We start from the raw sequence: 13,058 nt of genomic DNA on the forward strand, positions 1-13,058 counted from the left end.
CGCACCCGCGATCAGGGCGCGCCGTCCGATCCGCCGCGCAGATCGGGCGCGTCGGTCAGCGCGACCCAGGCATCGTATTGCGCCAGGAACACGCGCCCGTTCAGATGCCGGATCAGGTCCGAGCGTTTCAGCCGGTCCATGACCGGCCCCTTCACCTCGGACAGATGCAGCCCCACGCCCATATCGCGCAGACGCTGATTGACCGCCTCAAGGCTTTCCAGCGCCGAAAAATCGACCTCGTTGACGGCGGAAAACATCAGCACCACGTCACGGATCGCGCAGCCCTCGGTCACGCGTTTCTGGATCAGATCCTCAAGGAACCGGGCGTTCACGAAATACAGGCTTTCATCCACCCGCAGCGTCAGCAGGCGGGGATCGGTGGTGACGCTGTGACGCAGGACGTTGCGGAAATGCTGGCTGCCGGGAACCAGCCCCACCTCGGCCACGTGCGGGCGCGATGTCTTGTAAAGATGCAGCATGACCGAGATCGCGACGCCGGATGCCACGCCGATCTCGACCCCCAGAAGCAGCGTCAGCAGGATCGTGACGGCAACAGCGACGAAATCGGCGCGCGAATAGCGCCATGTCTTTCGCAGGATCGAGAAATCCACCAGGCTCAGCACCGCGACGATGATCGTGGCGGCCAGCGTGGCGTTGGGCAGATGGTGGACCAGCGGCGTCAGCGCGACGGCGGCGACGGCCAGCCCGATGGCAGTGAAGGCGCCCGCCGCCGGGGTCCGCGCGCCCGCATCGAAATTCACCACCGAACGCGCAAATCCGCCCGTCACCGGATAGCCGCCGGTGAACGCCGCGCCCAGATTGGCCGCGCCCAGCCCGATCAGTTCCTGATCCGGGTCGATCCGCTGGCGCCGTTTGGCGGCCAGGGTCTGCGCCACCGACACCGATTCCACGAACCCGATCACCGAAATCAGGATCGCCGGCATCAGCAGCGCGCGCAGCAGATCGGGCGAAAGCCCCGGCATCGTCAACGGCGGCAGGCCCTGCGGTACGCGGCCCACGATCTGGACGCCGCGCGCCTCAAGATCCAGCGCCCAGACCGCCAGCGTGGTCGCCACCACCGCCGCGACCGGACCGGCCCGCGTCAAAATGTCGGCCAGCAGATCGGGTGTGCCCAGCCTTGCCAGCGTCGCGCGCAGGCGGCGGCGCGCCCAGAACAGGAACCCGGTCGCGGCCGCGCCGATCAGCAGCGTGATCCCGTTCGTCTGGTCCAGATTGCGCATGATCGACGACACGATCTGCGCCAGATCCTGTCCGCCGGCCTCGATGCCCAGAAGATGCCTGACCTGACTGGCGGCGATCAGGATGCCCGAGGCGGTGATGAATCCCGCGATCACCGGATGGCTGAGGAAATTGGCCAGAAACCCCAGACGCAGCACGCCCATCAGGATCAGGAACACGCCCGACAGGAAGGCCAGCGTCAGCGCGGCGACCGCATAGCCCGCCGTCCCTTGCTGGGCCACCTGCCCCACCGCCGACGCGGTCAGCAGCGACACCACCGCCACCGGGCCGACGGCCAGCGCGCGGCTGGTGCCGAACACCGCATAAAGCAGGATCGGCGCGATCGAGGCATAGATCCCCGCCTCGGGCGGCAGCCCCGCCAGCAGCGCATAGGCCAGCGATTGCGGAATCAGCATGATCGTCACGATCACGGCGGCAAGCAGATCGCTGGACAGCGCGGCCCGGTCGTAACGCCGCCCCCATTCGAGGATCGGGAAATACTGGCGCAATTTCGGCATCTACCGTCACGTCCCTTCGCTCAGTCGATCTGCGGATCGGGCCGGCAGATCGCCGTCAGCCGCGCCCGATCGGTCAACGTCACCCGCGCGCCGGCGACGTGGACGCCGTCGCGCGACAGGCTTTTGAAACAGCGCGACAGGCTTTCGGGCGTCATCCCCAGATAGGACGCGATCAGCCGTTTCTCGTGCGGCAGGGTAAAGCCCGCCGCGCCGCCCAGTTCATCCGACAGCGCCAGCAGATAGGCCGCCAGCCTTTCGCGGGACGATCGCAGCTTCAGGTTCTTCGTGCGCCGGACCATGCTGCGATAGCCGCGCGCCAGTTCTTCGGTCACGTCGACGGCGAACTCGACATCGCGGCGAAACGCGGCGCGCATATCGACCGCCGGGATCAGCACGATCCGGCAGGCGCGCAGGGTGCGCGCCGACATCAGATGATCGCCGTCGCGGATGCAGGCGGCCAGAATGAAGCTGGTGACCGGTTTCAGGATGTCGATCGTGGTCTCTTGCCCGTTCCATTCCGCGAACAGCTCGACCCGCCCTTCGACCAGCACATGCAGAAAGCTGGCGCGCATGCCCTGGCTGACCAGGCACAGCTGCGCGGGAAATTCCTGCACATAGGCGGCCTGCATCAGCGCGTCGAAGCCGGGCGAGGCCATGTTCCTGAACGGCTTCAGCTTTCTGATCTCGGCGCGGTCGCTGTCGTGCATCGTGCTGCCTTTCGAATCGCGTATCGGCGGTCTTACGCTAGCGCGTGACGCGGCCCCGGCAATTGACCTAAATCAATCCGCCGCGCAACGATTACGCGCCATTCGCCCGTCAGGTGCGCCGCGCCCACGCGCACACTGCACGCCGCAACGCCGTCACATCTCAAACCGCGCCGCTTTCCGTCATCCGCGCCGATCCATTTGATCGAGGTCAATTCCCGGCATCCGCATCCGTGAATCCTCGGCTGTGAACCCGCCGCCCTGTGCGGCACGATACGGAGCATTTGACATGTCGAGCGACATTTCATCGACGACGGCGGAACAGCAACGTGCGCTTTGGCTTAGCACGACGGCATTCACGCTGTGCTTTGCCGTCTGGACGATCTTTTCCATCATCGGCCTTGAAATCAAACAGGAACTCGGCCTGTCCGAATTCCAGTACGGCCTGCTGATCGCCACGCCGATCCTGACCGGATCGCTGACCCGGCTAATTTTGGGCGTGTGGACGGAACGCTTTGGCGGCCGGCTGGTCTTTCCGGCGCAGATGATCCTGACCGGGGCGGCGACCTGGGCGCTGACCTGGGCCGACAGCTATGCGACGTTCCTGATCGCGGCGCTTGGCGTCGGACTGGCCGGCGGGTCGTTCATCATCGGCGTCGCCTATGTCTCGAAATGGTTCCCGGCCGAGCGTCAGGGCACCGCGCTTGGCATTTTCGGCATGGGCAACGTGGGCGCCGCCGTCACCAAGTTCCTGGCCCCCTTCGTGCTGGTCGCATTCGGGTGGGAGGCCGTCGCCCATATCTGGGCCGTGGTCATCGCCCTGATGGGCGTGGTGTTCTTCCTGGTCGCGCGCGACGATCCCGCGTTTCGCGCCCGGCGCGAGAAAGGCATCGCACCGCCCAGCCTGGCCCAGCAATTCGCGCCGCTGAAGAAGCTGCAGGTCTGGCGCTTTTCGATCTATTACTTCTTCGTCTTCGGCGGGTTCGTCGCGCTGGCGCTGTGGCTGCCGCATTACCTGACCGAGGTTTACGGCGCCGATGTGCGCATGGCGGGGATGGCCGCCGCGGCGTTCAGCCTGTCGGCCAGCATCTTCCGCGCCTATGGCGGCGTGCTGTCGGATCGCTTCGGCGCGCGGACGGTGATGTACTGGACCTTCGGCTTTTCCGCCGTGCTGCTGTTCATGCTGTCCTATCCGCCGACCGATTACGTCATCCGCAGCAAGGACGGCCCCATCACCTTCTCGACCGAGATGGATCTGTGGCCCTTCATCATCACGACCTTCGTGCTGGGCTTCTTCATGAGCCTGGGCAAGGCCGCGATCTACAAGCATATCCCGGTCTATTATCCCAACCATGTCGGCGCGGTGGGCGGGCTGGTCGGCATGATCGGCGGTCTGGGCGGCTTCATCCTGCCCATCGCCTTCGGTGCGCTTCTGGACCTGACCGGGGTCTATACCTCGTGCTTCGTGCTGCTGCTGGTGATCGTGGTGGTGTCGATGGGTTGGATGCATTTCTCGATCCGCGCGATGGAGCGTCAGGCCCAGGGTCCCGCGCTGGACCGGCTGCCCAGCTTCCCCGAACTGGCCGAGATTCACGACCCCGAACGGACGCGGATGCCGCGCACGCTTGACGACTGGCGCCCCGAGGACCCGCAGTTCTGGGCCGAAAAGGGCCGCCGGATCGCGCGCCGCAACCTGTGGATCTCGATCCCCGCGCTGCTTCTGGCGTTCGCGGTCTGGATGGTGTGGTCGGTCGTCGTCGCGCGGCTGCCCGCGATCGGGTTCGAGTTCACGACCGGCCAGCTGTTCTGGCTGGCGGCGCTGCCCGGCCTGTCGGGGGCGACGCTGCGAATCTTCTACAGCTTCATGGTGCCGATCTTCGGCGGACGGCTGTGGACGACGCTGTCCACCGCCTCGCTGCTGCTGCCCGCGCTTGGCATCGGCTATGCCGTCCAGAACCCGGACACCCCTTATCTGATCTTCCTGACGCTGGCGCTGCTGTGCGGTTTCGGCGGCGGCAACTTTGCCTCGTCGATGGCCAATATCGCCTTCTTCTTCCCCAAGGCGGAAAAGGGCAACGCGCTGGCGCTGAACGCGGGTCTGGGCAATCTGGGCGTGTCGGTCATGCAGTTCCTGGTGCCGGTGGTCATTACCGCCGGCGTGTTCGGCGCGATGGGCGGTGCGCCGCAGCAACTGTCCGAGGGCGGGCAGCTGTGGATGCAGAACGCGGGCTTCGTCTGGGTGCCCTTCATCGTCCTTGCCACGGCGGCCGCGTGGCTGGGGATGCACGACATCGCCGATGCGCGCGCCAGCTTCCGCGAGCAGGCGATCATCTTCACGCGCAAGCATAACTGGCTGATGTGCATCCTCTATACCGGCACGTTCGGCAGCTTCATCGGCTTTTCGGCCGGGTTCCCGCTGCTGACCAAGCTGGCCTTCCCCGAGGTGAACGCCCTGAACTTCGTCTTCCTGGGGCCGCTGGTCGGCGCGCTCAGCCGGGCGGGCACGGGATGGGTCAGCGACCGGTTCGGCGGCGGACGGGTCACGTTCTGGACCTTTGCGGGGATGATCGTCGTGACCTTCGGCGTCATCTCGGCGCTTGGCGCGGGCAGCTTCATCGCCTTCTTCGTGGCCTTCATGGCGCTGTTCTTCCTGACCGGCGTCGGTAACGCATCCACGTTCCAGATGATCCCGATCATCATGAGCCGCGAGGTGCCGCGCCTGATGCCCGAACTGCAGGGTGCCGAACTGCGCCGGCAGGCGGATCGCGAAAGCGCGGCGATCATCGCCTTCACCTCGGCCATCGCGGCCTATGGCGCCTTCTTCATCCCCAAGGCCTATGGCACCTCGATCGCGATGATGGGCAGCCCGGTGGGCGCGCTGTGGGCGTTCCTGGTCTTCTACGCGATCTGCATGGGGCTGACCTGGGCCTATTACACCCGTCGCGGCGGATTGCTGCACGATATCGAGCGTGGACAGTCCCCCATGCCCGAGGCGCAGACCGCCTGACAGCGCGGCGACAGCAGGATGAGCCGACCTGATGGCTGCACCGCACGGGTGCAGCCATCAGGCGTTGGCTGGCCTTCGCGACACCGCCTGCAGGGCCGTCGCCGGCTGTTCGCCGTGATGCCGCGCCCGACCTCAGCCCGCGCCCGTATCGGCGGCACAGCGGAAACCGATATGACGATGCCCGCGGCCCGGCGCGTTGGAAAAGCCGTCGCGGTGGGTTGCGGTCAGGGTCGCGGCATCGGCGTCATAGATGTAATCGCCGCCCCGCGTGACCCGTTCGCCGGCGCGGTCGGGTGCCTCGCGCCCGTCCGAGGGATCATAGGGATAGGGGCGCTTCAGGCTGGATGTCCATTCGGCAAGCGACCCGCTCATGTCCTGCACGCCGGCCGCGGTGGCCCCGGCCGGGTGACTTCCGACCGGGGCGGTCACACCCGTCTGCCGCGACACGAAGGCGCGGGTCCGGTCGGGCGCGGCGTTCCCCCAGGGATAGAGGTCCGCTTCAGCGCCGCGCGCCGCCGCCTCCCATTCGGCCTCGGTCGGCAGCCGCGCGCCGCGCCAGATGCAATAGGCGCGCGCGCCGGCCCAGGTGGTTTCAGTGACGGGATGATCCGCGTATCCCGGATTCGGCACGAACGCGCCGCCGCTGTAACCGATGCGCGCCTGCGGATCGTCCAGCGCGATGATCGGGTAAAGGCCGCTGCCGCGCTGTTCCTCCATCAACAGGGCGGCACTTTCGTCCGAAAGGGCGGTCCGGCTTGCCTGGCCGCCGTCGAAAGCCTGCGCGACCGGGATGGCCAGCGCGTCGAGATATTCGGCGAAGGCCGCGTTGGTGACTTCGGTGCGGTCGATCCGGAACCCCGGCAATTCGACCGAATGCGCCGGTCGTTCGCTGTCGGGTCCGTCGTCTCGACCCAGCACATATGTCCCCGCCTGAACGGGGATCATCGTCTCATTGGCCCGCATGGAACGGGGTGCGTTGCCCGGCCCGGCCGGTTCCGCGCCAAGTCGGGTGAAATCCGGCGGCTGGCCGCCCTGCTGCGCGCCTGCCGCGCTGGCCGCGATCAGTCCCGCCGCGATACCCGCGAGGGCCACGAACGAGGCTTTCGGACGTGCGATGGATGGATATGTCATATCTCCTCCCCGGTGCGGTTGAGGTTATGCGCCCGGACCCGATCATGCACGAAGAACGGCATCTTGCGAACGGGCGATACCCCGCCATCGGGCCGGATCGGCTGCCCGCGCCACGGGCGCTGCATGTCGCAGGCTTCCCCGGACCCCGCTCAGCGGAACATGCCGCTGGTCGCGTCGGCAAAGCTGTTGTCGCGATTCACCCTGGCGTTGAAGCGATAGGTCAGCGACATGCCCACCTCGTTCACCTTTTCGCCGCGGCCATTGCTGGCCCGAACCACGCCGACGCCAAGATCCATCGTCTCGGCGATCTTGCAATCCGCGCCAAGGCTGACCGCCCAGTTATGCGGCGCAGCCGAATCCATCAGCGCCGGGCCGTTCTTGGGGTTGAAGGCGCGGATATAGTTCAGCGCATAGGTCCATTTGCCGACCTGGTAATCCGCGCCCAGATGAAAGCCCCATTCATCGTCGCCGGTCCGGACTTCGGGGCCGACCCGGTCATATTCCATGTTGAACAGCGCCAGGCTGCCGCGCAGCCGGTTTCCGCCCAGATCACGTGTCAGCATCGCGCTGGCCATGTTGCCGTCGTGACAGGTCGCGGTCGTGATGCAGGCCCGGCCATGCGTCAGGCCAAGCGCCAGATTGTCGCCCGAAGGCAGGTCCCCGCTCCAGCGGATGCCGGCTTCCCATTCGTTCCGAAACGACAGGTCGTCGAACCGGTCGTTTCCGGCCGAGGGCGTGTCGGACGCCTTCTCCCGCCGATAGGTCGGGTTGAGGTTGACCGACGCGCCGACGGTAAAGCCGTTCATGTCGGGCGAGGTATAGCCCAGCTTGACCGCCCCGGCGGTGGTGCGATAACCGGCCCCGAACCTGCCGCCGGGGATGCCGTCGGCCCAGTCCCACCTGTCCGGCCGCCCGGTGCCGCCGCCATAGGGCAGGTTGCCCCAATAGCCGACAACGCCTTGATAGGCGCCGTGCCCGACGCTGATACCGGCCCCCCCGGCCCGTGGCGGCGCGACCCGGCCGGCAGCGCCGCCGGTATTTCCGAAATACAGTTCGCCGCGCCCTCGGCCCTGATCCGCATCCGCGAGGATCAGGCGAAGCTGCGCGGCTTCATCCGGCAGATCACATCCCGCCCGCTGCCGGAAGACACGGCGCTAAGCGTCGGCGGCGAAGGCGGGTCCAGAACCTCGGTCCGGCAGGCGTTTCAGGACGGACGGGCGCGGATGACCCTGCTGTTCTGGCTGTGCGCCTTTGTCATGCTGATGGGGTTCTATTTTCTCGCCTTCTGGACGCCGACGCTGCTGGGTCTGGCCGGGCTGCCCGCGTCGCAGGCCATCCTGGGCACGGCGGCGCTGAACCTGGGCGGCGTGCTGTGCGGTCTGGGCGTGGGCAAGGTGGCCGACCGTTTCGGCGGGCGCGTGGTGCTGTCGGGAATGTTCGTCATGGGCGCCGCCTCGCTGGGCATGGCGTCGGCCTCGACCGGGTCGGTCGTGCTGCTGATGGTGGCGATCTTCCTTGCCGGGGCGGCCTGGATCGCCGGTCAGGCGCTGATCGTGGTGGTGCTGGCGCAAAGCTATCCGGCGCAGATCCGCGCCACCGTCATCGGCAGCACGCTGGCGGTCGGCAGGCTGGGCGCGATCGTGTCGCCCATGGTGGCGTCGGTGCCGATGGCGCTTGGCTGGTCGCCCGAGGCCATCCTGCTGATCCCGATCGTTCCGGCGCTGATCGCGGCGGCGGCGGTCCTGTTCGCCCGCCCCGTCGATCCCGCCACATCATCGCGCTGAAAGGAACAGTCCATGTCCACGAAGACCGAAGCACCCAAGACCCGTGGCACCGTCCAAGAAATGACCAATCAGGTCCTGCGCGATTGCGGAATGACGACGATGTTCGGCAATCCCGGCTCGACCGAGCTGAACTTTCTGACCGACTTCCCCGAGGATTTCCGCTATGTCCTGGGCCTGCAGGAGGCTGCGGCCATCGCCATGGCCGACGGATACGCTCAAGCCACGCGCAACGCGGCCTTCGTGAACCTGCATTCGGCGGCGGGGGTCGGGAATGCCTTGGGCAACCTGTTCACCGCCTACAAGAACCACACGCCGCTGGTCGTCACCGCCGGGCAGCAGGCGCGCGACATCCTGCTGTATCAGCCCTATCTGGGTGCCGACCGGGCGACGGAGTTTCCGCGCCCCTACGTCAAATGGTCGATCGAGCCGGCGCGCCCGCAGGACGTGCCGCTGGCCATTGCGCAGGCCTATGAAATCGCCATGCAGCACCCGCGCGGCCCGGTCTTCGTGTCCGTCCCGTCCGAGGATTGGGCCGAGACGGCAGACATGCCGACGCCTGCGCGCACCCGGCACGACACCGTCCCCGGCCCCGACGCGCTGGCCGACATGGCCGCGGCGCTGAAAGCCGCGAAGAATCCCGCCCTCGTGGTGGGCAGCGGTATCGACCGCGACGGCGCCTTCGACGCGGCGGTGGATCTGGCCGAACGGATGGGTGCCACCGTGTTCGAGGCCCCGGTCAGCAGCCGCGCGAACTTCCCCGAGGATCATCCCCGCTTTGCGGGCTTTCTGCCCGCCATGCCCGAGGGGCTGTCGAAGCTGCTGGAACCGCATGACGTGGTGGCGGTGATCGGCGCGCCGGTCTTTACCTTCCACATCTTCGGCCGCGCACCGATCTTCGACAGCGACACGGCGTTCTGGCAGATCACCGACGACCCGGACGAGGCCGCGCACAGCCAGGTGGCGACCAGCCTGCTGGGCAGCATCGGCGCCTCGATCAAGGCGCTGGCCGGTCTGCTGGGCGAGCGGAAGGCGAACCCCGCCACGCCCCTGCGCGCCAAACCCGACAAGGCAAAGGGCCGCGATCCCATGGGCATCGACTTTGCCATCCAGACCATCGACGCCACCCGGCCCGACGGCGCGCTGATCGTGGAAGAGGCCCCCTCGCACCGCCCGGCGATCCAGCGTGACCTGCCGATCACGCAGGGCGGCGGGTTCTTCACCATGGCCAGCGGCGGACTTGGCTGGGGTCTGCCGGCCGCGGTCGGGGTGTCGCTGGCCAACCGCGACAGACGCACCATCTGCATCGTGGGCGACGGATCGTCCATGTATTCCATCCAGGCGATCTGGACGGCGGTGCAGCACGATCTGCCCGTGACCTTCGCGGTGCTGAACAACCAGGGCTATGGCGCGCTGCGCGGGTTCGCCGCGCTGATGCAAAGCCGCTCGATCCCCGGCATGGACGTGCCCGGCATCGACTATGTCCAGCTGGCCGCCAGCATGCGCTGTCCCGGCACCCGCGTGACCGCGCATGGCGACCTGGCGCAGGCGCTGCGCGACGCACATGGCGCGGCCGGCCCGCAACTGGTCGAGATTGCCATCGATCCCGCGACCGGCAAGATCTACTGACGAACCGCATCTTGAAAGGAACCTCTCATGGCTGACATGAAACACGCCCTCAACTGGATCGGCGGCGAATGGGTCGATGCCGACAAGATCTCGACCGCCATCGACCCGGCCACGTCCGAGGAAATCGGCACCTTCGCCGATGCCAGCAAACAGGACGCGCAGCGCGCCATCGACGCCGCCCGCCGCAGCTTCCGCACCAGCCGCTGGTCGCGCGACCGCCATCTGCGCGCCCGCGTGCTGAACCAGCTGGCCGATGCGTTCGAGCGGAACGCGCAGGCGCTGATCGACCTCCTGTGCCTCAACAACGGCAAGGTTCGCGCCGAGGCCGAGCTTGAGGTGTTCATGGTGCCCGCGAAGCTGCGCTTTTACGCCGCCGTCACGCTGACGGAGTACGGCCGCGCGCTGGAGCCGCTGAACGGCACGATCTCGATGGTGCTGCGCCAGCCGATCGGGGTGGCCGGGATCATCGTGCCCTGGAACTCGCCCATCGTGCTGATGATCCGCTCGCTGGCGCCCGCGCTGGCGGCGGGGACCACGGCCGTCATCAAGTTCCCCGGCCAGACCGCACTGGTGAACCACAAGGTGATGGAGGTGATGGCCGAGGCCGCCGACCTGCCCGACGGCGTCGTCAACGCCTTCACCGAGACGGGCTATGAGGGATCGGCCCTGCTGGTCGATTCGCCCGACGTGCCGACGATCAGCTTCACCGGGTCCACCAGGACCGGGCGCAGCATTTCCGAGGCCGGGGCCAAATATCTCAAGCGGTTCGGGCTGGAACTGGGCGGCAAGACGCCCTTGGTGATGTTCGACGACGCGCGGCTTGAGGATCTGGCGCCCCTGTTCGAGAAGGCGCTGACCGTGTTCGCCGGGCAGTTCTGCATGACCGGCTCGCGCTGGCTGGTGCAGAAGGGCATTGCGGACCGCTTCCGCGACCTGATGGCCGAGCGGATGCGGGCGATCAAGGTCGGCCCGGCCTCGGACCCGGCCAGCGACATGGGCCCGCAGATCGACAAGGGCAATGTCGAACGCATCGACCGCATCGTCGAGGACGCCATCGCCAAGGGCGCGAAACCCATCGTGCGCGGCGGCCCGGTCACCGAGGGCGAACTGGCCAAGGGGGCCTTCTATCAGCCCGCCATGCTGGAGGTGAGCGATCCCAAGATGGCGATCGTTCAGGAAGAGACGTTCGGCCCGGTGGTGACCATGCAGGTCTTCGAGACCGAGGAAGAGGCCGTGGCGCTGGCCAATGACAGCGAATACGGGCTTGCGGCGGGCGTCTACACGCAAGACGTCAACCGCGCCTTCCGCGTCGCCCGCGAGATCGACGCCGGCACCGTCTGGATCAATGAATGGGCCAAGATCTATGACGAGTTCGAGGAGGGCGGTTTCAAGCAATCGGGTCAGGGCCGCATGAACGGTCTGGCGGTGATGGACGACTTCGTCGAATACAAGCACATCACCCTGTCCCAGGGCGTGATGTTCCCGCCCGAGGATTGATCCGGGCGCGGCGCGCCCCGCGCGACCGCGTCGGACGGGGCGCGCGGCTTGAACAGGGCGCGGGCAGCGGGCGTTTGGGATGCGCCGGACGCCTGCGGGCCTTCAAGGATGCGGTCGCCGCGAAAGGCAAGGCGGCGACCATTCGTGCGCAACAATCTTGCGAAAATGCGATGCAAAAAAACATTCTGACGCGGGCTGTCGTTGTGACTAGCCCTTGAAACGATCAGCCTTTGCCTTCCCGGAGGGTGTCTTATCGCGCCTTCCGGACTTCGACGTTATAACGGAAAGGACCTTTCATGGACGAGACACGGCGGAATTTTCTTGGCGCGACGGCCTTCGGCCTGGGCAGCCTGCCCTTTGTGACCTCGGCTGCGGCGCAGACCGCGGCGGATGCGCCGGCGGATGCGGGCGGGGCAGAGGCGGGGGCGACGTCCGCGGTGCAGGCCAGCGATTATGGCGCCTCGACCGCGGATCAGCCGCTTGACATCGTCTCGCTGGAACGTCTGGACGCGGCGGTGAAAGAGGCGATCCCCGAGGCCGGATACGAATTCGTGTCGGGCGGTGCGGGCGACGAATGGACCCTGCACGAGAACCGCCGCGCCTTCGACGATTTCCGCATCGAGCCCAAGCGTCTGCGCGGCGTCTCGCCCGAGGTCGACCTGTCGATCGAGTTGCTGGGCCAGTCGCTGCCCTTCCCGATCTTCACCGCGCCGATGGGCGCCCACGGCATGGTCCACGAAGAGGCCGAGGTCGCCACCGCCCGCGGCACCGGCATGGCGGGCACGCTGTATTGTTCCTCGGGCGCCTCGCACCGCACCCTGGAAGAGATCGCCGAGGCGACGCAGGGGCCGAAATGGTTCCAGCTTTACTGGAACAACGACACCGAGGTGACGCGGTCGCTGCTGGACCGGGCCAAGGCCGCCGGCTATTCGGCGATCGTGCTGACGGCGGATGCGCTTGGGCCGGGCCAGCCGGACGATTTCAAGGCCATGGGCTCTCCGTTCCGGCCGGACATGGTGTTTGGCAACCACGATCCGGAACGGGGCGGGTCGGGCAATTTCTTCGACCAGAAGCTGGACCTGGACACGGATGCGATCAAGTTCATCAAGGACCAGACCGGCCTGCCGGTGATCGTCAAGGGCCTGCTGCGCGCCGACGATGCCGACCGCTCGATCTCGGCGGGGGCGGATGCGATCCAGGTGTCGAACCATGGCGGGCGGCAGATCGACGGTGTGCCGGCCTCGATCGCGGCGTTGCCGGACGTGGTGGCGACGGTGGACGGGCGCGTGCCGGTGATCATGGATGGCGGCGTGCGGCGCGGCATCGACGTGGTGCGGGCGCTGGCGATGGGCGCGGATGCGGTGGCCGTGGGTCGTCCGGTGCTGTACGGGCTGGGCCTGGGCGGCGCGCAGGGCGTGCAGTCGGTGCTGGAACATCTGCGCGCGGAACTGCAATCCGCGATGCTGCTGAGCGGGGCGGCGAAACTGGCCGATCTGGACCCCAGCTTCATCAACCTCGTCGGCGCCAGCGCCGAAGCCAACCGGAGCTGAGA

The 13,058-nt window shown here is 67.3% G+C and carries 9 protein-coding genes; 5 read left to right on the top strand and 4 right to left on the bottom strand.

Annotated features, from left to right (window positions below; translation table 11 throughout):
* Positions 1-11: 11 nt before the first annotated feature.
* The gene (locus JHW45_RS15650) at positions 12-1,757 is read right to left on the bottom strand and encodes a SulP family inorganic anion transporter (protein ID WP_272858512.1); all 1,746 of its coding nucleotides are present in this window, start codon (positions 1,755-1,757) and stop codon (positions 12-14) included.
* 20 nt (positions 1,758-1,777) lie between these two features.
* Complete coding sequence (locus tag JHW45_RS15655; protein WP_272858513.1) at positions 1,778-2,464, bottom strand: helix-turn-helix domain-containing protein; 687 nt, start codon at positions 2,462-2,464, stop codon at positions 1,778-1,780.
* Positions 2,465-2,750: 286 nt separating this feature from the next.
* On the opposite strand from JHW45_RS15655, the gene JHW45_RS15660 reads away from it, so the two are divergent.
* Positions 2,751-5,468 (top strand): nitrate/nitrite transporter, encoded by a 2,718-nt coding sequence (locus JHW45_RS15660; RefSeq protein ID WP_272858514.1) that lies wholly within the window; start codon positions 2,751-2,753, stop codon positions 5,466-5,468.
* 132 nt (positions 5,469-5,600) lie between these two features.
* Here the strand turns inward: JHW45_RS15660 and JHW45_RS15665 are convergent, their stop codons facing one another.
* Complete coding sequence (locus JHW45_RS15665; protein ID WP_272858515.1) at positions 5,601-6,599, bottom strand: formylglycine-generating enzyme family protein; 999 nt, start codon at positions 6,597-6,599, stop codon at positions 5,601-5,603.
* 149 nt (positions 6,600-6,748) lie between these two features.
* Positions 6,749-7,690 (bottom strand): porin, encoded by a 942-nt coding sequence (locus JHW45_RS15670; protein WP_336385812.1) that lies wholly within the window; start codon positions 7,688-7,690, stop codon positions 6,749-6,751.
* Between JHW45_RS15670 and JHW45_RS15675 the strand changes: the two genes are divergently transcribed.
* The 4 genes from JHW45_RS15675 (at position 7,571) to JHW45_RS15690 (ending at position 13,056) form a co-directional block, all read left to right on the top strand.
* Positions 7,571-8,383: an MFS transporter gene (locus JHW45_RS15675; protein ID WP_272858516.1), complete on the top strand. Its 813-nt coding sequence runs from the start codon at positions 7,571-7,573 to the stop codon at positions 8,381-8,383. The two genes, JHW45_RS15670 and JHW45_RS15675, sit on opposite strands and share 120 nt — an antisense overlap.
* A 12-nt stretch (positions 8,384-8,395) precedes the next feature.
* Complete coding sequence (gene mdlC / locus JHW45_RS15680) at positions 8,396-10,009, top strand: benzoylformate decarboxylase (protein WP_272858517.1); 1,614 nt, start codon at positions 8,396-8,398, stop codon at positions 10,007-10,009.
* Positions 10,010-10,036: 27 nt separating this feature from the next.
* Positions 10,037-11,506 carry an aldehyde dehydrogenase family protein gene (locus tag JHW45_RS15685; protein ID WP_272858518.1) on the top strand — a complete coding sequence of 490 codons (1,470 nt, stop codon included), beginning with the start codon at positions 10,037-10,039 and terminating at the stop codon, positions 11,504-11,506.
* Positions 11,507-11,802: 296 nt separating this feature from the next.
* Positions 11,803-13,056 (top strand): alpha-hydroxy-acid oxidizing protein, encoded by a 1,254-nt coding sequence (locus JHW45_RS15690; protein WP_272858519.1) that lies wholly within the window; start codon positions 11,803-11,805, stop codon positions 13,054-13,056.
* Positions 13,057-13,058: the final 2 nt, after the last annotated feature.

It is taken from the genome of Paracoccus stylophorae, from assembly GCF_028553765.1.
GTDB lineage: Bacteria > Pseudomonadota > Alphaproteobacteria > Rhodobacterales > Rhodobacteraceae > Paracoccus > Paracoccus stylophorae.

Excerpts from the sequence above, each read along its gene's own strand:
- JHW45_RS15650 (WP_272858512.1), bottom strand. The coding sequence starts at position 1,757 with ATGCCGAAATTGCGCCAGTATTTCCCGATCCTCGAATGGGGGCGGCGT.
- JHW45_RS15655 (WP_272858513.1), bottom strand. The coding sequence starts at position 2,464 with ATGCACGACAGCGACCGCGCCGAGATCAGAAAGCTGAAGCCGTTCAGG.
- JHW45_RS15660 (WP_272858514.1), top strand. The coding sequence starts at position 2,751 with ATGTCGAGCGACATTTCATCGACGACGGCGGAACAGCAACGTGCGCTT.
- JHW45_RS15665 (WP_272858515.1), bottom strand. The coding sequence starts at position 6,599 with ATGACATATCCATCCATCGCACGTCCGAAAGCCTCGTTCGTGGCCCTC.
- mdlC (WP_272858517.1), top strand. The coding sequence starts at position 8,396 with ATGTCCACGAAGACCGAAGCACCCAAGACCCGTGGCACCGTCCAAGAA.
- JHW45_RS15685 (WP_272858518.1), top strand. The coding sequence starts at position 10,037 with ATGGCTGACATGAAACACGCCCTCAACTGGATCGGCGGCGAATGGGTC.
- JHW45_RS15690 (WP_272858519.1), top strand. The coding sequence starts at position 11,803 with ATGGACGAGACACGGCGGAATTTTCTTGGCGCGACGGCCTTCGGCCTG.